General features: G+C 64.0%; 18 protein-coding genes and 2 pseudogenes. 10 read left to right on the plus strand and 10 right to left on the minus strand.

Annotated elements, in window-relative coordinates:
* Both LL06_RS27670 and folD read left to right on the plus strand, forming a co-directional pair.
* A pseudogene (locus LL06_RS27670) lies at nucleotides 1-181 on the plus strand (hypothetical protein); the annotation flags it as partial.
* 217 nt (nucleotides 182-398) lie between these two features.
* Nucleotides 399-1301 carry a bifunctional methylenetetrahydrofolate dehydrogenase/methenyltetrahydrofolate cyclohydrolase FolD gene (gene folD / locus LL06_RS13400; protein WP_035527593.1) on the plus strand — a complete coding sequence of 301 codons (903 nt, stop codon included), beginning with the start codon at nucleotides 399-401 and terminating at the stop codon, nucleotides 1299-1301.
* Nucleotides 1302-1410: 109 nt separating this feature from the next.
* On the opposite strand, the gene LL06_RS27300 is transcribed toward folD, so the two are convergent.
* The 9 genes from LL06_RS27300 to LL06_RS13445 all read right to left on the minus strand — a co-directional run bounded on the left by LL06_RS27300 (nucleotide 1411) and on the right by LL06_RS13445 (nucleotide 11702).
* Complete coding sequence (locus LL06_RS27300; RefSeq protein WP_152599600.1) at nucleotides 1411-2274, minus strand: hypothetical protein; 864 nt, start codon at nucleotides 2272-2274, stop codon at nucleotides 1411-1413.
* Nucleotides 2258-3043, minus strand: a complete 786-nt coding sequence (locus tag LL06_RS13410; protein ID WP_152599601.1) for a hypothetical protein — start codon at nucleotides 3041-3043, stop codon at nucleotides 2258-2260. Before LL06_RS13410 ends, LL06_RS27300 begins: the two co-directional genes overlap by 17 nt.
* Nucleotides 3044-3301: 258 nt before the next feature.
* On the minus strand, nucleotides 3302-4138 hold the full coding sequence (locus LL06_RS13415) for a GntR family transcriptional regulator (RefSeq protein ID WP_035527600.1): 837 nt from the start codon (nucleotides 4136-4138) through the stop codon (nucleotides 3302-3304).
* Nucleotides 4139-4223: 85 nt separating this feature from the next.
* Nucleotides 4224-4985, minus strand: coding sequence for a glucosamine-6-phosphate deaminase (locus tag LL06_RS13420; protein ID WP_081963958.1), 762 nt, complete (start codon nucleotides 4983-4985; stop codon nucleotides 4224-4226).
* A 24-nt stretch (nucleotides 4986-5009) separates the two neighbouring features.
* The gene (locus LL06_RS13425) at nucleotides 5010-6446 is read right to left on the minus strand and encodes an FGGY family carbohydrate kinase (protein WP_035527602.1); all 1437 of its coding nucleotides are present in this window, start codon (nucleotides 6444-6446) and stop codon (nucleotides 5010-5012) included.
* A gap of 212 nt (nucleotides 6447-6658) precedes the next feature.
* A complete protein-coding gene (locus LL06_RS13430) occupies nucleotides 6659-8002 on the minus strand; it encodes a glutamate-1-semialdehyde 2,1-aminomutase (RefSeq protein ID WP_035527604.1) in 1344 nt (447 codons plus the stop codon).
* Nucleotides 8003-8122: 120 nt separating this feature from the next.
* Nucleotides 8123-9826, minus strand: a complete 1704-nt coding sequence (locus tag LL06_RS13435) for an ABC transporter ATP-binding protein (protein ID WP_035527651.1) — start codon at nucleotides 9824-9826, stop codon at nucleotides 8123-8125.
* Complete coding sequence (locus tag LL06_RS13440; protein WP_052161552.1) at nucleotides 9823-10725, minus strand: ABC transporter permease; 903 nt, start codon at nucleotides 10723-10725, stop codon at nucleotides 9823-9825. The genes LL06_RS13435 and LL06_RS13440 overlap by 4 nt, the downstream gene beginning before the upstream one ends.
* A gap of 14 nt (nucleotides 10726-10739) precedes the next feature.
* Nucleotides 10740-11702 carry an ABC transporter permease gene (locus LL06_RS13445; protein WP_035527608.1) on the minus strand — a complete coding sequence of 321 codons (963 nt, stop codon included), beginning with the start codon at nucleotides 11700-11702 and terminating at the stop codon, nucleotides 10740-10742.
* 181 nt (nucleotides 11703-11883) lie between these two features.
* On the opposite strand from LL06_RS13445, the gene LL06_RS13450 reads away from it, so the two are divergent.
* From LL06_RS13450 to LL06_RS13460, 3 genes are read left to right on the plus strand one after another with little or no spacing between them, the layout of a single operon-like run.
* Nucleotides 11884-13548: a peptide ABC transporter substrate-binding protein gene (locus tag LL06_RS13450; protein WP_035527611.1), complete on the plus strand. Its 1665-nt coding sequence runs from the start codon at nucleotides 11884-11886 to the stop codon at nucleotides 13546-13548.
* A 12-nt stretch (nucleotides 13549-13560) separates the two neighbouring features.
* Nucleotides 13561-14940 (plus strand): leucyl aminopeptidase, encoded by a 1380-nt coding sequence (locus LL06_RS13455; protein ID WP_152599602.1) that lies wholly within the window; start codon nucleotides 13561-13563, stop codon nucleotides 14938-14940.
* A complete protein-coding gene (locus tag LL06_RS13460; protein WP_035527614.1) occupies nucleotides 14940-16628 on the plus strand; it encodes a serine hydrolase in 1689 nt (562 codons plus the stop codon). Before LL06_RS13455 ends, LL06_RS13460 begins: the two co-directional genes overlap by 1 nt.
* Before the next feature lie 237 nt (nucleotides 16629-16865).
* On the opposite strand, the gene LL06_RS13465 is transcribed toward LL06_RS13460, so the two are convergent.
* Nucleotides 16866-17939, minus strand: a complete 1074-nt coding sequence (locus tag LL06_RS13465; protein ID WP_035527660.1) for a substrate-binding domain-containing protein — start codon at nucleotides 17937-17939, stop codon at nucleotides 16866-16868.
* 337 nt (nucleotides 17940-18276) lie between these two features.
* Here LL06_RS13465 and LL06_RS13470 point away from each other — a divergent pair, with 337 nt between their 5' ends.
* The 5 genes and pseudogenes from LL06_RS13470 to LL06_RS13485 all read left to right on the plus strand — a co-directional run bounded on the left by LL06_RS13470 (nucleotide 18277) and on the right by LL06_RS13485 (nucleotide 23786).
* Nucleotides 18277-19626 (plus strand): ABC transporter substrate-binding protein, encoded by a 1350-nt coding sequence (locus tag LL06_RS13470; protein WP_035527617.1) that lies wholly within the window; start codon nucleotides 18277-18279, stop codon nucleotides 19624-19626.
* Between the two features lie 78 nt (nucleotides 19627-19704).
* The gene (locus LL06_RS28230) at nucleotides 19705-20370 is read left to right on the plus strand and encodes a sugar ABC transporter permease (protein ID WP_244447132.1); all 666 of its coding nucleotides are present in this window, start codon (nucleotides 19705-19707) and stop codon (nucleotides 20368-20370) included.
* Nucleotides 20371-20405: 35 nt separating this feature from the next.
* A pseudogene (locus LL06_RS28235) lies at nucleotides 20406-20945 on the plus strand (sugar ABC transporter permease); the annotation flags it as partial.
* Nucleotides 20946-20956: 11 nt separating this feature from the next.
* A complete protein-coding gene (locus tag LL06_RS13480; RefSeq protein WP_035527620.1) occupies nucleotides 20957-22099 on the plus strand; it encodes a carbohydrate ABC transporter permease in 1143 nt (380 codons plus the stop codon).
* Nucleotides 22100-22118: 19 nt separating this feature from the next.
* Nucleotides 22119-23786: an alpha-glucosidase gene (locus tag LL06_RS13485; RefSeq protein WP_035527623.1), complete on the plus strand. Its 1668-nt coding sequence runs from the start codon at nucleotides 22119-22121 to the stop codon at nucleotides 23784-23786.
* Nucleotides 23787-23798 lie beyond the last annotated feature (12 nt).

Genomic DNA, 23798 nt, shown 5'->3' on the forward strand with positions numbered 1-23798 from the left:
CTGGCAGCCCGCGGCGCCGGCCCCGCACAGCCCGGCTGCCTATGCCGCGGCCCCGGCGCCTGAACCGGCCCAGCCCGCGCCCCGCCCGCACAACGCCGACGCGGTCGACCGCATCCGCCGCGACATGGAGGCGCTCAGGTCCCGGATCGACGTCTACGGCGCCGCGCGCCGCCACGGCTGAAGCCTCCGGCTCCGTTTTTGACATCAGAGGACGCAAAGAGGCCATCGGCGCAGGCATGGGCTTCGTAGTGTCCCGCGGGCAGGGAGGCGCACAAGCGCTTGCCTCCGGCGGGGAGGGGGAGTAGCTCCCGTCCTGCGCACACGCAGGGCGCGCCGGCGTTCCACGCCCAGCCGGGCGGATGGGCGGCGCTTGAGACCAGGATCGGGAAGGATCGGACATGGCCAGGATCATCGACGGCAAGGCCGTCTCGGCGGACGTCATCGAACAGGTCACCAGGGCCAGCGCCGCGCTTGAAGCTGAGACCGGCGCCCGTCCGGGCCTGGCCGTGGTGATCGTCGGCGACGATCCGGCCTCCCATGTCTATGTCTCCTCCAAGAGCCGCATGGCCAAGCAGTGCGGCTTCAAGTCGGTGCAGCACACGCTGCCCGAGGACACCTCGCAGCAAGAGCTCGAGGCGCTGGTGGCCAGCCTCAACGCCGACCCCGAGATCCACGGCATCCTGGTGCAACTGCCGCTGCCCACCCATCTGGATTCCGACGCGGTGATCCAGTCGATCCGGCCCGACAAGGATGTCGACGGCCTGCATGTGGTCAATGCCGGCAAGCTGATGACGGGCGACCTCGACGGCGGTCTGATCTCCTGCACGCCCGCCGGCGCCATGCTGTTCGTGCGCCAGACCCACGGCCCGGATCTCTCCGGCCTCAACGCCGTCGTCATCGGCCGCTCCAACCTGTTCGGCAAGCCGATGTCGGCGCTGCTGCTCGCCGCCAACGCCACCGTCACCACCGCGCACTCGCGCACGAAGGACCTGGCCGGCGTCTGCCGCAACGCCGATATCCTGGTCGCCGCCGTCGGCCGCCCGCAGATGGTCAAGGCCTCCTGGGTCAAGCCCGGCGCCACGGTGATCGACGTCGGCATCAACCGCATCGACGCGCCCGAGCGGGGCGAGGGCAAGACCCGCCTCGTCGGCGACGTGGCCTTCGACGAATGCGCCGAAGTGGCGGCCACCATCACCCCGGTCCCCGGCGGCGTCGGCCCCATGACCATCGCCATGCTGATGGCCAACACCGTCATCGCCGCCATGCGCGCGCACGGGCTGAAGCCGCCGAGCTTCGGATAAGGGCGTTTCGGCGCGCGGTGAGGGGGTAGGCCACTGTTAGTGGTTGAGGTGTTTGCTGCCGCTGATTGCGGCGAATGGCAGCACGGAGTTCACAGCGCCTAATTTGCCGCTAGTTGAATATCTCAACCGGTGCCGTAAAATCTTGCAACGCTTCTGCCGAGAACTTCCATTCAGTCGCGTTCGTCTCTTTGCCGCCATCCAAGCTTCTGATGGTTGCCCAATTGGCTTTTCCCGTGGCTGGCGCGATACCATCGGCACCGAATACTTGCTGTTGGTAAATAGCAATTGTTTCCCTTGCTTCGGGAGACATAATTGGATCGCCGTTCTCATTTAGAACGAAGGAATCGATTGCGCCTGGCTCCAAACCCAACGATTTCATGGCGCCGCGCGTGGTGGCATCAATCGCAAGAGCCCCCCAGAATTTTGCCGCGTCGGGATTTCCAGCTTTGCGCAGTTGAGCGGATAGTTCTGTGGACACGAGAGCCACACTTCCATAGTCACCCCTCGCAATCGCATTCGAAAAAAGCGTTGCCGTTTCCTCACTCTTCGCCATGAGGCCAGGGTTGTTGCCGAAAGCGGCGTTCCAGTATTGTGAGTTTGAGAATTTGCTCCCAGGTTCCCAAAGGGCGACGAACACGGGTTCGAAGTCGTTAAATACAACTTCAGGCGCAGAGCAGATTTTCGACCCAATATTCGAACGCACGTACATTCCGGAATCGTCTCTGGCTCGGTACCTTATTGAATTACCGCAGGACTCCACTTCAGTCTGGAACCGCCCCGCAGCAATCCATTGCCCTTCGGCGGGAGTCCAATTCGTCTCATCCCGACTTTTCTCGACAAGCGCGTTAATTGGTACCCCTCGAACGGATTTCGTGACAATTACGATCACATCTGCTCTTGCTGCAGTTAGGAACACGATGCCTGAGAGCCCAATCAGGATTGGGACTAGCATCACGCTATTGAGCTTGCTCACCAGTCGCCTCATGATCATCATCCGGGATTATTATTAGCCTGACATCGATCTTTTGAACCTTGTCGACCTGCTTGTCCTGCGTTTTACGGCAAATGTTCCACCGATCGCAAAGCGGTAGTAGTAACATTGCGGTGATCCAAGCAAATATTATGACGAAACAGATAGCGAAACCCAAGCCTATAATGCGCAGATAATTGGAGAATATAAAACCCTCCAGTGTCCAACTGTCTGTCAAGAGCATTTGCGCCCCACCGTCTGCGGTGTTGCTCGCCGGATTGTAAGAGACATGGAGGGGGGTATTAGCTTCGCCAAGGCCAAATCGGTAAGCAACCGAGCCACCTGGCGGGATAAGCGCTCTCGCTTTATAACCCTTGTTGTCAACCTTCTCTGGCATGGTCGGTGACGAGACATTGCCTACGCGAAGCGCGGCGGCTTCCCCCAGTATGTCTGGAATCTTTGTGAAACAATTCGGAGCCTCCACAGAACGAAATTTTTCATCATAGCATTCGATAACAAATGTTCCGACATTCAGTAATTTAAACAGAGATTTGTTTTCAAAATAGACCTCTGCGATCGGTACGTCGTTTTTGACATCGTAGACAATTTCATACTGCACGATCCAGACGTTTTTTGCATTCTCAATCGCCGTATTGAACATCCACCCCAATAGGGAAACCAACAGTGCAAGTATGTAAGGGGCTGAAGATTCTTTGAATATATTGATCATAGGAAATACATAATGTGTGACGGCTCGCTTGGAAAATCCCACAACCATTCCTCGCCCATTGGCAAAGATAGCATTTATTCTAGATATAATTGTATTATAATATCAGTGTATTCAACATAGAATTGGTGGTCTGCTGTTTGAAAAACGGAAAATGTAAATTTTCGGTCTTTCACACCCCCAATCTCCCCATCACTCCGCCGCCTGCTCCGCCCCCCTGCGCCCCGGCTTGCGCCCCTCTCCCCATCGCCTACACACCCGGGGCAGGGTCCGATTTCCAGCACAACTTGCTGGGCAGGCGACCTAGCTTTCCCCGACCGTCGGAAAGGGAGTGACGGACCAGGGGGAGATGTTTTCGGCCTTCATCAACCGCCGCTCGCCGACGCCGGAAATGCTGAAGATGAAATCGCAGGCGCGATAGGTCTGCTGCCAGCAATCGAAGGCAATATCATTGGCGGTGAAGCTCACGCCGCGAATGCGCACCACAAGCTCGTCGCCACCGATATTCAGGTGGTGCTGTTCGGTGCGGGAAGGTTGCACAACTTCGAAGAACTGCTCGATATGGGCATCGTTCAGCCCATGGTTTTCGAAGAGAAAGCGGTAGAGTGAGCCACCGTTGGCAAGTCTGTCCTGATCGAGGCTCGGCACGAGGTGGAGCGGCAGAATGGCGCGTTCCAGAATGGCCGGCTTGTCGCGCAAGCTTCTCAGCCGAACGATTTCCCAGACTGGTTGGCCCTGTGGGATCGACAGCGCATCGGCGACACCCTGGCTGGGCAGCCCGACGGCGAGGTGAACAAGCTTCGTGGCCATGTCCGCAGGGCGCGTGGCGGTCGACAGCGTCTGGAGAAACTCGCCGGGCCGGCTTGGTTCCATCATGATCCGCCGTTCGGCAACGAAGGTGCCGACACCCTGATGGCGCACAATTCGTCCTTCCCGCTCGAGCCTTTCCAGGGCGTGGCGGACCGAGATCATGCTGACGCCGGAGAGCTCCCCCAGCTCGGAAATACTGGGCAGCTTGTCGCCGGGCTGCAGGCCGCGCTCACGGATCAGGTCCAGCACGGCATCATAGACGACCTGATAGCGCAGCTTTCCCGGTTCGGCCCCGTCGGCCCGTGCTGTTCTGGCCTTTTTCTCAGTCAAGGATCCGCGTGCCCCTCTTGCGTGCAATCGCCCACTTGTAAGCCGCACTGGTCTCTTTATCAAACTGAATGACGCCCGCCTGCCTCTAGATGGTGGCGCTGCCGCGGGTTGCCAGACCCTGGTTTCCAGCGCCGACCGACGAAACATCCCGCAACACCGTCAGATCCGGATGGCCGACCAGGGCGGTGACGGAGCGGTTGGGGTCGGGCTTGCCGCATAACAGGGCCTGCAGTGCATCGTCCTTGCCTTGGCCCGATACCAGAAGCAACAGCTTTCGCGCCTTGAAAACGGTCGCGACACCCATGGTCAGGCCATGGTCCGGCACGTCGCCGGGATCGGCATAGAGGCCTCCCTGCGCCGCGCGCGTGCTCTCGGTCAGGCGCACGCGATGGGTTTCAAGGCTCCAGTCGTCGCCCGGTTCGTTGAAGGCGACATGACCGTTGCGACCCAGGCCCAGAATTGCCAGATCGAGACCGCCGGCTGCCGCGATCGCGGCGTCAAAGGCGCGGCACTCGGCCTCCGCATCCGGCGCGTCGCCTTGCAGAAGCCGCAGCTTGTCCGGCGCAACGCCCATCGGACCGAACGCGTTCGCCATCAGGAACCCCGCGTAGCTGCCCGGATCGGCAATCCCCTTGCCTTCGAACTCGTCGAGATTGAAGAAGCGGGCGGCGTGAAGGTTCACGGTCCCTTCGGATTGACGGGTCGCCAGTTGCCGGTAGAGACCAAGCGGCGTTTCACCGGTCGGCAGCGCGATGACGGCGGCGGGCTTTTCCTCAAGCAGGTTCGCGACATAATCGGCCGCCGCCTCGTCCATGGCGGCACGCCCGGTAAAATTCAGGATTTTCATGACAATCTCTTCTCGTATGCGGGGCTAATCCGACTTCGCGCTTCCACGGGCGATGACGGGATAAAGCGACAGGAAGCGCGCATAGGCGCCCTCGTAGAACGTCGCCGTATCGGAGGGCCGAAGGACCGTCTTGTCAGGCAGCTGGACGGAGAGCTGCTCGCCGGCCAGCGCAGCCGCACCGATCGCGGCGGAAGAATCGTAGCCGAAGACCTGCACCGAGCGGCCGCTCGCGTCCGCAAACATCTGTACCAGCGACGGATTGCGCGCCAGCCGGCCGGACAGCATCACATGGCGCACCGGCCAGGTTTCGGACAGGACATCCAGGCAGCGGCGGATCTCGAAGATCACACCCTCCAGATAGGCGCGCGCCAGATCGCCGCGCGTGGTCGCGACGCTGAATCCATGGAATACGCCCATCAGCGATGTGTCCCACAGCGCGCCCTGTTCGCCGCCGCCGGTCATATAGGGCGCGCAGCTCACCCCGTTCGCCCCGGCACGGCTGCCGAGCGCTTCGGTCTCAAGGGCCTCGGCGGAAAGGCCAAGGATGCGGCCGAGCCAGGCGAAGCCGATGCCGGTCGACAGCAGATCCATCTCCCGTCCATACCACCCGGACACCACATGCGGCGTGAGGAGATAGCGCGATCTGGAATCGAGGTGGCTGGCCGGGGTGGCGCCGAAGATGATGGCGCTGGACCCCATCGCAATCGAGGCGCTGTTGGCATTGAGTCCCGTCATGGCGAAAGCACCGGCAGCCGAATCCGCCGCGCCGGCATAGACCGGCAGACCGGCCCGCAAGCCGAAGGCTTCGGCAACCGCCGGAACAAGCGTCCCGGCGACGGCAGTCGTCGGCAGCACCTCTGGCAGAAGCGCCATCGGCAAGTTCCAGATGGCGCAGAGGCTCGCGTCCCAGGTCTCCGTTTCCAACGCAAAGACGCCGTAGCCGGCGGCTGTCGAAGGATCGGTCACAGCCCGCCCGGTCAGCGCATGGACAATATAGTCCTTGGCTGAAAGGATCCGCCGGACATCGCCGCTGCGATCCTTGAAATGATGGAGGAATTGCGGGGCGAGATAGCGTCCGTCCACCGGCATGCCGGTGCGGGCATAGACGCGTGCATGCAGGCCGTTCTCCAGCCTTTCGGCGGCCATGCGATCGGCGCGGCTATCCTGCCAGGTGATGGCCGGGCCGATACAGGCGCCTGTTTCATCGAGGCAGACGAGTGTGGGCATCTGGCCGGCGACCGAGATGGCGCCAATCTTTTCTGTGCAACCGGCAGGCAGGGCGGCGATCGCCTGCCCGAGCCCGCGGAGCCAGTCCGCTGGCTCCTGCTCCGCCTGGCCCGCATGTATCGATATCGTGGGATGGGCGGCGCCCGATTCGCCCCGCACCACTCCTTTGCCATCCAGCACGACGAGCTTGACAGCCGATGTGCCGAGATCAATTCCCAAACGCCAGTCCGTCATGCTGCAGGGCCTTCCGCCAGTTCATCAGGAATTGCGTCATAACAAAGATTGCCGGCGTTGTGAGGGATTGCGGTCAAGGTCCGTCACTCGCCGGCTCTTTGGGTGGCGCTCGCTGGTGCGCCTCTCTCCCGACGCGGGCAACGAGAGGCGCATCTTGGCCCTCGCCCCGCCGGAAACCATGCGGGGCGAGGGAGTTGTGAGGCGCTGCGCGATCAGGCGGCGCGGATCAGCTTCGCAACTTCGCGGGCCGCTTCGAGCGTGCGGTCCACATCATCATTGGTGTGGGCAAAGGTGATGAACAGGTTCTCGAACGCACCCGGGTGGAACAGGATGCCGCGATCGAGCATGCCTTCCCACCAGATGCGGAAGAGGTCGTGGTTCGCACAGCGGGCGGCATCGCGGTAGTTGTGGATGTCGTGCTCCGTGAACCAGACCTGATAGACCGCTCCCATGCCGACCACGCGCGTGGAAATCCCGGCGCTGTTGAAGACCTCGATGAGCCCGAGGCGCAGGCGGTCGGACACCGCGTCGAGCGAATCGTAGAAGCCCGGCTGCGAGAGGATGTCGAGCGTCGCATTGGCCGAGGCCACGGCAATCGTATTGCCTGCATAGGTGCCGGCGATCGAGACGCGGCCGTCGGCGACGAGAGACATGATGTCCTTGCGGCCGCCCATGGCCGCGACCGGAAAGCCGCCGCCAATGCCCTTGGCGAAGGTCGACAGGTCAGGCGTCACGCCAAGGCGGGCCTGGGCGCCGCCGAGCGCCAGGCGGAAGCCGGTGATGACTTCGTCGAAGATCAGAAGGATGCCGTGCTTGGCGGTCAGCTCGCGCATGGCCTCCAGATAGCCCGGATGCGGCAGGATACAGCCCGTGTTGCACATCACCGGCTCGGTGAGCACGGCGGCGATGTCGTGGCCTTCGCGCTCAATGACCGCGCGCAGCACGTCGATGTCGTTCCACGGCAGGATGATCAGGCCTTCGGCGATGCCCTCGGGCATGCCGGGACCCTGCGGGATAGCGCGCGGTGCATCGTCCGGCCCGGAAGTGTCGGGATCGGGATGCTTGCTCCAGTACACGCCATCCGAAAAGCCGTGATACATGCCCTCGAAGCGGATGACCTTCTTGCGACCGGTGAAGGCGCGGGCGAGACGCACGCTGTAAAGCACTGCTTCCGTCCCGGTGTTGCAGAGACGAACCTGCTCGAGTGACGGCACCGCGGCGATCAGCTTGTGCGCCAGAACCGTTTCCGGCTGGCTCGGCATGGCAAAGACCGTCCCCACCTCGCGAATGGCGCGCACGACGGCTTCCGTCACCTTCTCGGGGCGGTGGCCGAGCAGCATCGGGCCGAGGCCTATCAGATAGTCGATATACTCATTGCCGTCTGCATCCCAGACGCGGGCGCCTTCGCCGCGTTCGACGAAGAGCGGATGCGGCAGCCAGCCGGACCACGTGGCGCGGGCCGTGGAATTGACCCCACCCGGGATGACCTCGCAGGAGCGTTCGAAGAGCTGCCGGCTCTTCTCATAGCGGTTACTGGAATAAGCGGCGACAGGCATGTCTTCCTCCGTTTCGACTCCGGGTGCCGCCACCCACTGTGACGGCTCCCCGCTGAACTTTGCATACTGTGTATAATGATTCAGAACAGACGTCAACAGACACTGTTGCTGACACCGTTTCTAGTGAGCGATGACGACGGGTCCGGGATCGACGCGCGGGATGGCGGCAAGCAGGTCGCGGGTGTGCTCCGCCTGCGGTTCGAGCGCGACGCGAAGCGCCGGCCCCTCCTCGATGATGCGCCCCTCATGCATGACCGCGATGCGATCGGCATAGCTTGCGGCGATAGAGAGATCATGCGTGATCATCAGAACGGACATGCCGCCGTCGCGGCACAGCCCGACCAGGAGATCGAGAATGCCGCTGCGGATCGAGACGTCGAGCATGGACGTCGGCTCGTCGGCGAGAATAAGCTTCGGCGCCAGGACAACGCCGGCGGCGATCGCCACACGCTGTCGCTGTCCGCCGGAAAGCTCATGGGGGAAACGCCGGAGGAAATCGTCGACCGGCGTCAGGCCGACCCGCTCGAGCGCCTCGCGCACCAGGGCCATTCGTTCGGCACGGTTGTGGCCGATCCTGTGGATATGCAAAGGCTCCATCACCGTGTCCACGACGCGGAACCGGCTGTCGAGCGACTCGTAGGGGTCCTGATAGATCATCTGAATGTCGCGCCGGACGCGCCGCAGAGCGCGACCCTGCAGCGCCGTGATATCCTGGCCTTCGAAGAGGATGCGGCCGCCGCTGGCTGGCTGCATGCGCATCACGCTTTGCAGGGTCGAGGTCTTGCCGCAGCCGGAGCGGCCGACCAGCGCGACGATTTCCCCCGGCGCGACCGACAGATCGAGCGCATTGACGACCGGCCGCGGCTCCGGTCGGCTGCCGGTCAGAATCTGCCGCAGGCTGGGTCGCTGCGGGTAGCTCACTATCAACCCCTCGACCGCCAACACCGGCGCGCGCGACGCCGCCGCCACAGGCGGCTCATCGCCCGCACCTTCCCTGGCACGGGCCTCATAGCCCGGCGACGCCTTCAGGAGCTGGGCCGTATAGGCGTGACGCGGGCGATGAAAGAGCTCCTTCGTCGTGCCGCTTTCGACGTTTCTCCCCTGCAGCATCACGACGGCGCGCGTGCAGGTCTCGGCCACCACGCCCAGATCGTGGGTGACGAGAATGACGCCAAGCTCGAGCTTCCGGCTGAGATCGACGAGCAGGTCCAGCACCTGGCGTTGCACCATCACATCCAGCGCCGTGGTCGGCTCGTCGGCAAGCAGCACTTTCGGCGAGCAAGCGAGCGCCATCGCGATCATTGCCCGCTGGCGCATGCCGCCGGAAAACTCATGCGCGTAGGACGCCGCCTGAGCGGCCGGAATGCCGACCAGTTCCAGGAGTTCGCCGACACGCTGGACGCCGAAGCGGCCGCGCGGCATGTCCTGCACTTCCATCGCCTCGGCGATCTGCCAGCCGATGCTGCGCACTGGATTGAAGGCATTCATTGCGCCCTGGAAGACCATGGCGATGTCTTTCCAGCGATGCGGCGCGATCGAGGCCTCGCCTTTTTCGAGAATATCGCGGCCCTCGAGAAAAATCCGGCCGGAGACCTCGGCGGAGGGAGCAAGAAGCCCCATACATGCCGAGGCAATCGTCGTCTTGCCGGAACCGGATTCGCCGATCAGACCCAGCCGTTCGCCCGGCATCAGGTCGAAGGAGACATCGTGCAGCACCTGGATGCGGGCGCGGCTCGCCGGGTCGTGCGAGCCATAAGTGACATTCAGATTTTCCACCCGCAGAAGCGGTTCGCGAGGCAAGGCGGAGGATTGCTCGGCCGTCATTGTCCGTTTTCCTTGGATGTGTGCAGCCGCCAGCTCCGGGTCGAGAGATGCGAGACCGCCAGGCGCGGATTGAGCCTGTCTTCGATGGAGCGGCCGACGAGATAGCAACCGATGACCAGCACGGCGACCGCCATGCCGGCCGGCACAATGGCCCACCAGGCGCCGGCGCTGACGGCAGAGCGGTTGAAGGCGTGCTCCATGATCGTGCCCCAGGTGACGGCGTTGGAATCCGAGAGCCCGAGGAAAGCGAGCGCCGTTTCGTTGAAGATTGCCACCGTGATGGCCAGCACCCAGTTGGCGGCCAGAAGCGGCCCGATCTGCGGAAGGATATGGCGCAGGATGATGTGCAGATGCCCCGCGCCATTCGCCTCGGCCCGCCGGACGAAGACTCGCTGGCGTATGGTCTTGACCTGCGAGCGAATGAGCCGCGCCACCGAGGTCCACATCAACAGCCCGATCACCAGCACGACGTGATCGATCGACGGGCTCCAGACCGAGGCGACGACGATCATCAGCACGATCTGCGGAATGACCAGCAGGTAATCCGTTATCCCCATCAGAACCGTTTCGACAAGCCCGCCGAAATAGCCGGCAAGGGTGCCAACCACCGCGCCGACAATGATGGCGATCAGGCTGGAAGCGACGCCGACCATGATGGAGATACGGCCGCCATAGAGCGTCAGGCTCAACACGTCGATGCCGCCGTCGTCGCAGCCGAACCAGTGGTCCAACGATGGCGGCTCGAAGACGCCGCAGCTCGGCTCGTAGATCGAGTAGGGAATGATCCACGGTGCGCCGACCGTCAGGATCGCAAAACCGGCGAGGATGATCGCGCCGGCGAGCAGGCCGGGCTGGTCGACCAGCCAGAATGCCAGCCGGGAAAACCGCTCTCTGTTCATGATGTTTTTTCCCTTCAGGCCCGAACGCGCGGATCAAGCACGAAATGCAGCAGATCGGCCGTGAGATTGAGCATGGTGACCACCACGGTGATGGCGAGAAACCCGCCTTGCAGCATCGGATAGTCGCGATTGAGCACCGCCTCGTAGAGCGTGCGGCCGATGCCCGGCCAGGAGAAGATGACCTCCACCAGGATCGCGCCGGAAACGATCGAACCGAGCGACAGGGCGGACATCGTGACGATCGGCAGCAACGCGTTGCGCAGGGCATGGCGCAGGATGATCCGCCGGCGCGGCACGCCCTTGGCGCGGGCCGTCAGGATATAGTCCTCCCCCAGCGTCTCCAGCATGGAGGAGCGCGTGATGAGGGCATTTTCGGCATAGAGCGTGAGCACCAGCGTCGTGACCGGCAGGATCATGTGCAGGATGCGATCCTGCGCCACCTCCCACCAACTGTCGGAAATCAGGAAGGGATCGGCCATGCCTGCCGCCGGCAGCAGGCCGGAAAACAGGATGACCATCATCAGGCCGAGAAACTGGGTGGGAAATGCATAGGCCAGCACCGCGGAACCGGTCAGCAGGTGGTCGGCCGGCCCGTTGCGCCGCGAGGCGGCAATCGTGCCGACGACAAGTCCCAGCCCCAGCGCCAGAACCACGCCGGTTGCCACCATTGGAATCGTGTTGGCGAAGGCCTCGAGCAGGTTGTCGAGCACCGGCTGGCGGTTGGCGTAGGAAATCCCGAGATTGCCATGCGCCATTTCGCGCAGATAGATCAGGAACTGCTCCCAGATCGGCTTGTCGAGACCGAACTTGGCCTCGAGCGCCCGGCGCATCTCGACCGACGCGTTTGGAATGCGCGCGATGTGTGTGACCGCATTGCCCGGGAGGACCCGGAACAGCACGAAATTCAATGAGACGGCCACAAGGATCGTCACCGCAGCCGCAAACAGGCGCCGCGCCAGATAGGCCAGGCTGAGCAAGCGATTCTCCCTCTGTTCTATTGACTCTTTCTAGTCATCATAATAAGGATAATGAATGCAAGTCAAGTCGCCATCACGACGGGAGACGGAGGGGCAGGCGCCCCCGAAATCGGCTTGCATCCGCCATAGCACTATACAGGCTAGATGAAGTCCATATCAGGCAAGCAAAAAGAGGGATCCAATGAAATCGGCCGCTTCACATTCCGCCGCCCGCCCCGCCGGGACGTTCAAGGGCATGCTCGGGGCCATCGCGCTCGCAGCCGCCGTCACCCTTCCGCTTCCCCAGGCATTCGCCGCCGAAGTGCTGCGCATTGGCGTCAGCCAGCCGATTGATTCCCTCAATCCCTTCGTCGCCAACTCCGATTACAGCAGCATCGCCTACCAGTACGCCTATCCGTTTCTGACCGTCTATGACGCGGATCTGAACATCGTCCCCTATTTCGCGACCGACTGGACGGTGTCGAGCGACGGGACGGTCTGGACCTTCCATACCCGCGAAGGGGCGAAATGGTCGGATGGCGAGCCCCTGACGGCGAAGGACGCTGCCTTCACCTATACGATGATCCAGAAATACAAGACGAGCACCACCGGCAAGTTCGCGGGCGGGCTGAACCACCTCAAGTCGGCTGAAGCAACCGACGACAACACGCTCGTGCTGACCTATGACGGGCCGGGCGGCGACGTGCCGGTGAAAATGCAGGGCATGCCGATCCTGCCGGCCCATATCTGGTCGAAGGTGGCCGGCGAAGACGGCTCGGAGATCGACAGCTTCGAGAACGCCGCGCCCTGGGTGTCAGGCGGCCCTTTCATGCTGTCCGGCTACAAGAAGAACCAGTTGGCGCTCTTCAAGGTCAATCCCAACTGGTGGGGCGACACCAGGCCGAAGATCGACGGTTTCGGCCTGCAGTTCTTCGCCAACAGTGATGCCATGGTCTCGGCGCTCACGTCCAACCAGCTTGACATGGTCGGCCAGACGATCTCGCCGACCGCGGTGGACGCGTTGAAAGCCGCCGGCATGGTGGTTGAATCCGCGCCGAGCACCGGCTTCCACGAAATGATCATCAACACCAATCCGGAAAAGACGGGCCACCACGAACTCCTCAACCCGAAGGTGCGCGAGGCCTTCGAGCTGGCAATCGACCGGGATGCCATCGTCAAGCAGGTCTGGCTCGGCTTTGCGACGCCCGGCACCACGATTGTGGCCCCGGCGACCGGCTGGCATGACGAGACCCTCGCCACGGTGAGCTTCAGCATCGACAAGGCCAATGCCATCCTCGACGAGCTGGGTTACGTGCGCGGCGCGGACGGCGTGCGCATCGCCGACGGCGTGCGGATGGATTACGACGTGGTCTTCTCGACCGAAGTGGCCGGCGCCGGCGACCGGACCTTCAAGATCATCCAGGCGAGCTACGAGAAAATCGGCGTTCGCCTCGCGCAGCGCAAGATGGATGCCGACGCCACCAATGCGGCCATCCTTGGCGAAGACAACCAGTATCGCGACTTCGACATCGCCATGTGGCTCTGGGTGCCGCCCTTCGATCCCGACTTCATCCTCAGCGTGCTGACCTGCGCCCAGCTCGGCAACAACAACGACAGCGGCTACTGCAACCCCGATTACGACAAACTCTACATGGAGCAGGCCCGGCTGGTCGATCGGGCCGAACGGGCGAAGGTCCTCAACGAAATGCAGGCGATTGCCTATCGCGACCGTCCCTACATCGTGCTCGTCTATCCGCAGACGATGGAGGCCCACAGCCCGGAATGGACCGGATTCGTGCCCTCTCCGCTGGTGGGGTCGGTCAACAATCTCTCGGTCGAGACCCTGCTGAACGTGCACAAGGAGTGAGAAGCGGTGCATTTGACCATAGACACGGCTGAGGACAGCCTCGCCATCGCCGACATGACTTTGGCGGCCCCTTGCGGGGCCGTCATTGTCCCCGGGTGGCAAACAATGCCAGGCGCAGTTGGTGTGGAAGCCCTGTGTCTGCTCACAGCAGAGGGAACGCGCCAACGGCTTTTCGTCCTCGGCGTCGATGCTGAAAGCCCGCGGGCGTTCTGGCTCGATTGCGGCCTGCGGCTTGGTCGGATGATCGCAGATACCGCAGCTCTCACCCTTGATCTCCGGTCGGTGGCCGGCTTGCAGCCGGACGCAGCCGCCGCGCTTTGCGAAGGCATTGCCCTTGGCGGCTTCCGCCCGCAGACGATCTTCAGCCCGGCGCTGCGCCTCATCCTTTCCGGAGATGCTGACCGGGACGCTCACCGTGCGACAATCGAGACCGCGTTGGTCATCGCCCGCTGGACCAACTGGGCGCGGGAACTCGTCGAGCGCCCGGCCGGAGAGCTGCGTCCGGACGATCTCGCCCAGGAGATAGCCGGGCGTGCCGCCGAGCTCGGCATCGCTGTCGAGATCTGGGGCGAGACACGCATGGAGGCGGAGGGCTTCGGCGCGACGCTCGGCGTCGGTCGCGGCTCGGATGCCGCGCCCTGCGTCGTCGTGCTGCGGCACGGAGCGGGTCCCATGCCGCTTGGACTTGCCGGCAAGGGCGTCACCTTCGATACGGGCGGCCTCAATCTGAAGCGGGATGTCGAAGAGATCGGCTACATGAAGAGTGACATGGCCGGCGCGGCCGCCGTGGCCGGCGCGCTCTTCGCTGCCGTGGCGACGAAGGGCGCGCCCGACGTGATCGCCGTGTTGCCGATGGTGGAGAACATGCCTTCCGGCCGGGCGTTGCGCCCGGGCGACCGGGTGCGCCATCCCGACAAAACCACCACCGAAGTGATCGACACCGATTGCGAAGGCCGGCTGCTCTTGGCGGACGCCTTGAGCTGGCTCGCACGCCAGAAGGTCCGCGCATTGATTGATGTAGGGACGCTGAGCGATGGCGGCGGCGTCGGCGCGGAACTCTGGGGGCTCTGGTCGAACACGCCCGCCCTTGCGGAACGCCTGACGCAGGCAGGCGCCCTTTCCGGCGATCCCGGCTGGCATCTGCCGTTGCGGCACGAACGCGATACCCTGCTGGCCTCCCGCATCGCGGACCGGCGCAATACGCGGGTCGGCGAGCCCGATACAGGTCAGGTCGCCGCCTGCTATCTCGCCCAGTTTGCCGGCGGTACACCCTGGGCGCATATCGACAACGGCTCCAATGCCTGGCTGCTGCGAGAGACAGGCGCATGGCCCGAAGGCGCCACCGGCGCCCCGCTGCGCGCCCTCGCCAGCTTTCTGTGCGACGAAAAATGATGCCTGTCTCCGCCCTTGCCCTCCATTCGCTGCCTGACGCGCTCATCCGCCGCTATGCCGAACTGCCCGGCCAATGGCCGCTGACGGGGGGCATTCTGGGCATCGTCACGGCCGACGGCGCGGCCCGGCACCTGACCTTCGGCCAGGATTTCGACGGCCGGGAGATCACGTCCCGCACACCCTTCCTGATCGGCTCGATCAGCAAGTTCTTCACAGGCCTGATGATCGCCGGGCTGATCGAGGAAGGCCGTTGCGATCCGGAGCGTCCAGCCTCGGCCATTCTGCCCTGGCTGAAAATCGGCTCGGACCATGCCGAACCGGCGCTGCGCCACCTGCTCCACCACACGGCCGGCCTGGTGAAGGGCGCCGACGATCCGCCGGACGAGCTGGCCCAATGCTGGAGCCTGCGCGACAGCCGGACGGCGAGCCCGCCCGGCAGCTTCTTCCATTACTCCAATCTCGGCTACAACATCCTGGGCTTGGCTGTCAGCCGCCTTGCCGGCCGGCACGCCACCGACCACGCACTGGCCACCCTGCTGGCCCCGCTCGGCATGGTCGATGGCGCCGCCCGGCTTGAAAGCGCCATCCGGTCGCGCGTCGCGACCGGCAGCCAGCCGGCACGTGAAGACATTCCATGGCGCCCGGGCCTCGCCCTTGCGGCCGCCCCCTGGGTGGAGGCCGAAGGCGGTGACGGCAGTATCGCCGCCTCGAGCCGCGACATGACGCGGCTGATGACCGCGCTTCTCAATGACGGACGGATCGACGGCGCGCAGGTCATTCCCGAGACCGTCCTGCATCGGACGGTGACGGACCTCGCCCACGAGGGAGAAGCCGGTGTCGAGGGCTTCGGCGGCCTGGCGATCAGCGAAAGCCGTTACGGCTACGGCATCAATGTCGAGACGACAGGAGGCCAACGCTGCCTCACCCATGGCGGCGGCATGGTGGGCCATTCGAGCTTCATGCTGGTCGACCGCACCGCCGGTCTCGGCATCGTCGTGCTGACGAACGCCAATGGCTGCTACGCCGCCGGAGAAACGCTGGCCCGCCACGCCCATGCCGCGCTAGTCACAGGCGCAATCCCAGACGCCCGGCTCGACCTTGCCTTCGGAAAGGATTGCCGCCTCTATGAGCCGGCCATGACGGGACGCTTCGTATCGCAGAGGTGCGACGACCCCGGCCCCGGGACCATCGAGATCGCCATGGAAGAAGGGCGCCTGACACTTCGCGCCGACGGGGCGACAGCCAATATCTGGCGCGGCTGGAGTACGCGTCTGACCACCGACCACCCGGCCATGGAGCGCTTCCACCTCTGCTTCGACAGCCAGGCACGGCACTGGAGCTTCGGCGGCCGTATCTATCGCCCGGACGATGCGGCGGCCATCGTCGAGGCCACGCCCGACAACCCGGGCCATCCCCATGCAGGCCTCGCCGGCAGATATCGCAGCTACTCTCCCTGGTGCCCCACCTTCCGCATCGTCGTCAGGCGCGGCAAGCCCTGGCTGATCTCCCCTGGTGGCGTGGAAGGTCCGGATCCCGACATGGAACTCGTCCCGATCGGCGAAGGTCTCTTCCGTATCGGCGCCGATCCCCGCCTCCCGGAACGCCTGCGCATCGCCGACACCTGCGATGGCCGTCCTGTCACCGTCTATCGCGACGGCTGCCGCTATTCTCGCATGTCGCTGGATTGAAGGTTTCATCAGGGGAATGCTCCCGATCAACTTCCCAGAACGCGCTTTATTCACCAGTCAGCCATTCAAGCCATGGCGACCGCCACGGCGTCGAAGAGGCGCCACGATCCACGCCGATCGATGCCCGCGCGGATGGCGCTGTCAATCGCCTTGCCGGGCCTCGCGGACTTCGTCAACGGCGGCTTTGAAGATTTGCGTCCGTGAAGCCGCCCGTCTCCTCCTGGCCCCATCCCCCCATCACTCCGCCGCCTGCTCCGCCCCCCTTCGCCCCGGCTTCCGCGCGCTCGGCGCGGGCCCGGTCGAGGCGCGGACGATGAGGTCGACCGGCCAGATCTCCTGCACCTCGCCAGTTTCGGCACCGGTGATGATGTTGACCAGCCGTTCGCAGATGCGCGCGCCCGCCGCCCGGATCGAGGAGCGGGTGGTCGACAGCGGCACGGTGAAGCTCTCGGGCTTGAGGAACGGGAACACGTCGTCATGGGTGATGATCGACACGTCCTGGGGCATCTTGAGGCCGAGCTGGTTGAAGGCGCGGACGATCCCCAGCGTCATAAACATCGAGGCGCTGAGCACGCCGGTCGGCCTTGTGGCGGCGTCGGCGTCGCGGAACAGCATCATCGCCAGCCGGTAGCCGTTGTCCTCGTTCATCGCCGCCGAATGGTGCTTGAGGGTTTCGGCCGGCAGGCCGTGCGCTGCCATCGCCCGGGTCACGCCGTCGAGCCGGTGCACCGCGAAGGTGAAGTCGGTGTCGCCGTTGATGAAGGCCAGCCGCGTGTGGCCGAGCTGCAGCAGCAGCCGCGCCGCGTCGTGGAACGCGCCCTCGTTGTCGATGTCGACGAAGGCGTAGCCCTCCGCCGGCATCAGCGACCGGCCATGGGCCACGAAGGGCAGGCCCAGCTCCCGCACCAGCGCGATCCGCCGCTCGTCGTTGCGCATCGACGACAGGTAGATCCCGTCCACCGAGCGGCTGGCGGCGATGCGGCGGTAGGCCTCGCTCTCACGCTCCCGCGGCGCGGGCGTCAGCGACAGGTCGACCTCGCGGGTGAGCGCGTGTTCGCCCAGCCCCGACAGGAACTCGACGAAATGCGGGTCGAGATCGACATTGCGCCCCACCGGCAGCACATAGCCGATCGAGCCGGCCCGCCCGGTGGCGAGCTTGCGGGCGTTGGAATTGGGCTTGTAGCCGTAGCGCTGCGCCGCCTCGAGCACCCGCCGCCGCGTGGCCTCGGCCACTTCCGGATAGCCGTTGAGCGCGCGCGACACCGTGGTCTGCGACAATTGGAGAAGCTCCGAGAGCTGTTTCAGGTTCACGGCGGACGGATCCAGTTCTTTCAAAGCGCTTTGGGAAAACGGCCGCCGTCGGGCGGCCATTCCCGTTTCCAGCCCGCCATCTAATCCCACCTTGCCGCACAAAAAAAGCAGAAATCCCATCGCGTGCACTGCAAAACTTTGCCGCACCGCAGCAGAACACGCGTAGTCGCGGCGCAGGCTGCGATTTCACCTGCGGTTCGCAACTTAAGGCTTGACTCAGCCATGCTCTCGTAATCCTTTAAACGGAAGCCAAAGCGCTTTGATTTACTCGGGGACTTGGCTCCTGAAACCTATTCAGCTTCACTAAAAGGCCAGTGTTGGCCGGGAGGAAGATTCGATGAAAAAGCTATTTCTGATGAGCGCCGCCATTGCCGCGCTGGCCCTGGGGTCGGCGCAGGCGCAGGAACTCAAGTTCCCTCCGGGCGAGGGTGCCTTCAACTGGGAGAGCTATGAGGCGCTCAAGGAGACCCAGCTCAATGGCGAGGAAGTCACCGTCTTCGGTCCCTGGCTTGGGCCCGACCAGGAATTCGCCGAGTCGGTGCTGGCCTATTTCGCCGCGGCCACCGGCGCCAATGTCAAATATGTCGGCTCCGACAGTTTCGAGCAGCAGATCGTCATCGACGCCGAAGCGGGCTCGGCGCCCAATGTCGCCGTCTTCCCACAGCCCGGCCTCGCCGCCGACATGGCCAAGCGCGGCTTCCTGACGCCCCTGGCCGAAGGCACCGGCGCATGGATCACCGAGAACTACGCCGCCGGCCAGTCCTGGGTCGATCTCGGCACCTATGCCGGCAAGGACGGCGCCGAGAACCTCTACGGCTTTCCCTTCAAGGTCGATGTCAAGTCGCTGGTCTGGTACATCCCGGAGAACTTCGAGGATGCTGGCTACGAAGTGCCCACGACCATGGAAGACCTGAAGGCGCTGACCGAGAAGATCGTCGCCGATGGCGGCACGCCCTGGTGCATCGGCCTGGGCTCGGGTGGCGCCACCGGCTGGCCGGCGACCGACTGGGTCGAGGACATGATGCTGCGCACGCAGTCGCCGGACGTCTATGACAAGTGGGTCACCAACGAGATCAAGTTCACCGATCCCGCCGTCATCGGCGCCATCGAGGAATTCGGCTGGTTCGCCAAGAATGACGCCTTCGTCGCCGGCGGCGCCGGCGCCGTCGCCACCACCGATTTCCGCGACAGCCCCAAGGGCCTGTTCTCCTCGCCGCCGCAGTGCTACCTGCACCACCAGGCCTCCTTCATCCCCGCCTTCTTCCCCGAAGGCACGGAAGTCGGCACCGATGCGGATTTCTTCTACATGCCGGCCTATGCGGGCAAGGATCTCGGCACCCCGGTTCTCGGCGCCGGCACGCTCTGGGCGATCACCAAGGACAGCCCCGGCGCCCAGGCGCTGATCAAGTTCCTGCAGTCGCCGATCGCCCATGAGATCTGGATGGCCCAGAAGGGCTTCCTCACCCCCTACAAGGCGGTCAACACCGAGGTATTCAGCGACCCGACGCTCAAGAAGATGAACGACGTGCTCCTGGGCGCCACCACCTTCCGCTTCGACGCCTCCGACCTGATGCCCGGCGGCGTCGGCGCCGGCTCGTTCTGGACCGGCATGGTCGATTATGTCGGCGGCCGCTCGGCCGAGGACGTGGCCGGGGCGATCCAGCAGTCCTGGGACTCCCTCAAATAGGCTGACAGCCACACGACATCGGAGATCCCGGCGCGTCGCCGGGGTCTCCGCAAGCACTGCATTTTCGGGAGGGGAAAGATGCATCCGGCACTTCAGGGTCTCATCACCATCATCATCGGCGTCGGCGGATGCGTGGGCTATTTCTATTTTTCCAACCAGTTGCTCGACCGCGTTCTCTTCCCCGCCACCGGCCAGAACGCCGGGCGCAACATCAACCGCGCCAACCAGATCCGGCCCTGGCTGTTCCTGTTTCCCGCGCTCTTCGCGCTCGGCCTCTATCTCGCCTATCCGGTCTTCGCCACGCTCTGGCTGTCGCTGACCGACCGCGACCAGGGCGGCGCCTTCGTCGGTCTTGCCAATTACCGGCAGATGTTCGGCGAGCCCAAGTTCTGGGAAGCCATGCACAACAACATGCTCTGGCTGATCGTCGTGCCGGCGGCGTCGACCGCCGTGGGCCTGCTCGCCGCCCAGCTCACCGACCGCATCAAATGGGGCAACGTCGCCAAGTCGCTGATCTTCATGCCGATGGCGATCTCCTTCGTCGGCGCCGCCGTGATCTGGAAACTGGTCTACGACACGCGCCCCGCCGGCAAGGACCAGATCGGCGTGCTCAACGCCGTGTGGCTCTCCTTTGACGGGGGCTTCTGGTCCATCATCTGTCTCCAGCTCCTGCCGGCGCTGCTGCTCGCGTCTTCGCCGCCTTCATGGCCTGGCTCATCTATCTGGCGGTCAAGCCGCTGGTGAAGGCCGAGATCGGCCACCGCAAGGCGCCGTTCTGGTTCACGCCGCTCAGGCTGTTCTTCGCCATCGTCGCCGCCTGGCTGATCTGGCTCGCGCTCGGCTCGATCCTGTCGATTTTCGATGCGCGCCTGCCCTATGGCGAGCCGCAGACCTGGCTCACCATTCCCTTCTGGAACTCCTTCTTCCTGATGGCCGTGCTGGTCTGGATCCAGACCGGCTTCGCCATGGTCATCCTCTCGGCGGCGCTGCGCGGCATCCCCGAGGAAACCATCGAGGCCGCGGTCATCGACGGCGCCAACCCGTTCCAGATCTTCTTCAAGATCAAGGTGCCGCAGATCATGGGCACCATCGTCGTCGTCTGGACCACCATCACCATCGTCGTGCTCAAGGTGTTCGACATCGTCTTCGCCATGACCAACGGCCAGTGGCAGACCCAGGTCCTCGCCAACTACATGTATGACAAGCTGTTTAGGGCCAATGACTGGGGCGTGGGCTCGGCCAGCGCCATGATCATCATGCTGCTGGTCACGCCGATCCTGGCCTGGAACGTCTACAACGCCCGCAAAGAAACGCGCTGAGGGAGGCGAGGATGAACGCAACATCATCGAAAAAGTCGCCTCTCGTCTGGGCCGTCCACATCTCGGTCGTGGCTCTGGTGGCGCTGTGGCTGTTCCCCACCGTCGGCCTGTTCGTGTCGTCGTTCCGGACCGCCGACCAGATCGCCGCCACCGGCTGGTGGAACGCGCTGTTCACCCAGGAGCGCCAGCGCCCGGCGATCCGCATTTCCGGCGACGAGACCCAGGAGGGCGGCGAATATGTCATAGAGGGCGGTCTCTTTGCCGCCGACAATGTGGTCATCAGCAAGTGGGGAACCAGTTCGCAGAACCCCGAGGCCTTCGTGCCCGGCGATGTCGCCGATCTGGGCGACGGCGCCCGGCTGACGGTCGCCGAGGACGGGGCCTTCCGCCTGTCGGCGCCCCAGAGTTTCGGCGGCGGCCGCCTGCCGCGGGTCTTCACCACCGCCGAGGCGCCGCCCGAATTCACGCTCGAGAACTACCGCTTCGTGCTGTTCGATCCCAACAACCGCGAGGGCATGGCCAAGGCCTTCTTCAACACGCTGACGGTGACCATCCCCGCCACCATCATCCCGATCGTCATCGCCGCGTTTGCGGCCTATGCGCTGGCCTGGATGCGCTTTCCCGGGCGGTCGCTGCTGATCGCGGCCATCGTCGGCCTGCTGGTGGTGCCGCTGCAACTGGCGCTGATCCCGCTTCTCAGGCTCCACAACGACATCGGCATCGGCAAGGGCTATCTCGGCGTCTGGCTGGCGCATACCGGCTTCGGCCTGCCGCTCGCCATCTACCTGTTGCGCAACTACATGGTCGGACTGCCGCGCGACATCATCGAGAACGCCCGCGTCGACGGCGCCACCGATTTCCAGATCTTCACCAAGATCATCCTGCCGCTGTCGTTCCCGGCGCTTGCCTCCTTCGCCATCTTCCAGTTCCTGTGGACCTGGAACGATCTCCTGGTCGCGCTCGTGTTTTTGATTGACTCGACCGGGGAAACCACGGTCATGACCAAGCAGATCGTCGAGCTGCTGGGCACGCGCGGCGGCAATTGGGAGATCCTGGCGACCTCGGCCTTCGTGTCGATCGCCGTGCCGCTGGTGGTCTTCTTCGCGATGCAGAAATATCTCGTGCGCGGACTGCTCTCGGGATCCGTCAAGTAATGGAGTATTGATGAAAACCATGACACTCGCCGGCAAGCGGTTGCAGACCGGCGCTGAGATCACACCGGATGCCGACTGGTGGCGCGGCGGCGTCATTTACCAGGTCTATCCGCGGTCGTTCCAGGACACCAGCGGCGACGGCATCGGCGATCTGATCGGCATTTCCGAGCGCATCGGCTACATCGCCTCGCTCGGCGTCGACGCGATCTGGATCTCGCCGTTCTTCCCCTCGCCGATGAAGGATTTCGGCTACGACGTGTCGGACTACACCAATGTCGACCCGATGTTCGGCACGCTGGGCGACTTCGATCATCTGGTCAAGGTCGCCCATGACCACGGCGTCAGGATCATCATCGATCTGGTGATGTCGCATTCCTCCGACCAGCATCCCTGGTTCCTGGAGAGCAAGTCGAGCCGCGCCAACCCGAAATCCGACTGGTATGTCTGGGCCGACCCCAAGCCCGACGGCACGCCGCCCAACAACTGGCTGTCGATCTTCGGCGGCTCCGCCTGGCAGTGGGACGGCAAGCGTGAACAGTATTTCATGCACAATTTCCTCACCTCGCAGCCGGACCTGAACCTGCACAACGAGGACGTCCAGGCGGCGCTGCTCGACGTCGTGCGCTTCTGGCTCGATCGCGGCGTCGACGGCTTCCGCCTCGACACCATCAATTTCTTCTTCCACGACAAGGAACTCAGGGACAATCCGCCGCTCGCCCGCGAGATGCGCAACGACACCATTGCGCCGGCGGTCAATCCCTACAATCACCAGCTTCACGTCTACGACAAGAACCGGCCGGAAAACCTCGATTTCCTGCGCCGGCTCCGGGCGGTGCTCGACGAATATCCCGGCACCACCGCCGTGGGCGAGGTGGGCGATGCGCAGATCGGGCTGCAGATCGTCGCCGACTACACCTCCGGCGGCGACAAGATGCACATGTGCTACGCCTTCGAGTTCCTCGCCAACGAGAGGCTGACGGTGGCGCGGGTCCGCAAGATCATGACCGATTTCATGCATGCCGCGCCGGAGGGCTGGGCCTGCTGGGCCTTCTCCAACCACGATGTCGTCCGCCACGCCACCCGCTGGGGCGCTGGCGTCAGCGATCTCGAGCATTATCTCAGGATGCTCGCGGGCCTCATCATGTCGCTCAGGGGCTCGATCAGCCTCTACCAGGGCGAGGAGCTGGGCCTGACCGAGGCCGAACTCGCCTTCGAGGATCTCAAGGATCCCTACGGCATCCAGTTCTGGCCCGACTTCAAGGGGCGCGACGGCTGCCGCACGCCGATGGTCTGGTCGGAATACGGACAGTCCGCCGGCTTCACCAATGGCCAGCCCTGGCTGCCGATCCCGCCCGAGCACCGCCATCTCGCGGTCGATGCGCAGGAGAAGGTGCAGGCCTCGATGCTCAACCATTACCGCCGCATGCTGGCCTTCAGGCGCGCCCACCGGCCGCTTGCCAAGGGCAGCCTGGAATTCTGCGACACCGGCGACAGCGTGCTGTCGATGATCCGCCGCGACGGCAACGAGGCGATCTTCTGCGCCTTCAACCTGAGCGAGGAGATGCAGGTCCTCGACCGGCCGCAGGGCATTGCCGAATCGCTCGACGGACACGGCTTTTCCGGGTTCCTGCGGCCCGAGACCATTGAAATACCGCCCTACGACGCTTTCTTCGGAAGGCTGGGGTGAACCGATGAACTG

It is taken from the genome of Hoeflea sp. BAL378 (assembly GCF_000759435.1).
Classification (GTDB): Bacteria; Pseudomonadota; Alphaproteobacteria; order Rhizobiales; family Rhizobiaceae; genus Hoeflea.

Coding starts and splice junctions, on each gene's coding strand:
- LL06_RS13480 (WP_035527620.1), top strand. CDS start 20,957: ATGAACGCAACATCATCGAAAAAGTCGCCTCTCGTCTGGGCCGTCCAC.
- LL06_RS13435 (WP_035527651.1), bottom strand. CDS start 9,826: ATGACGGCCGAGCAATCCTCCGCCTTGCCTCGCGAACCGCTTCTGCGG.
- LL06_RS13425 (WP_035527602.1), bottom strand. CDS start 6,446: ATGACGGACTGGCGTTTGGGAATTGATCTCGGCACATCGGCTGTCAAG.
- LL06_RS13470 (WP_035527617.1), top strand. CDS start 18,277: ATGAAAAAGCTATTTCTGATGAGCGCCGCCATTGCCGCGCTGGCCCTG.
- LL06_RS13430 (WP_035527604.1), bottom strand. CDS start 8,002: ATGCCTGTCGCCGCTTATTCCAGTAACCGCTATGAGAAGAGCCGGCAG.
- LL06_RS13460 (WP_035527614.1), top strand. CDS start 14,940: ATGCCTGTCTCCGCCCTTGCCCTCCATTCGCTGCCTGACGCGCTCATC.
- LL06_RS28230 (WP_244447132.1), top strand. CDS start 19,705: ATGCATCCGGCACTTCAGGGTCTCATCACCATCATCATCGGCGTCGGC.
- folD (WP_035527593.1), top strand. CDS start 399: ATGGCCAGGATCATCGACGGCAAGGCCGTCTCGGCGGACGTCATCGAA.
- LL06_RS13440 (WP_052161552.1), bottom strand. CDS start 10,725: ATGAACAGAGAGCGGTTTTCCCGGCTGGCATTCTGGCTGGTCGACCAG.
- LL06_RS13450 (WP_035527611.1), top strand. CDS start 11,884: ATGAAATCGGCCGCTTCACATTCCGCCGCCCGCCCCGCCGGGACGTTC.
- LL06_RS13485 (WP_035527623.1), top strand. CDS start 22,119: ATGACACTCGCCGGCAAGCGGTTGCAGACCGGCGCTGAGATCACACCG.
- LL06_RS13420 (WP_081963958.1), bottom strand. CDS start 4,985: ATGAAAATCCTGAATTTTACCGGGCGTGCCGCCATGGACGAGGCGGCG.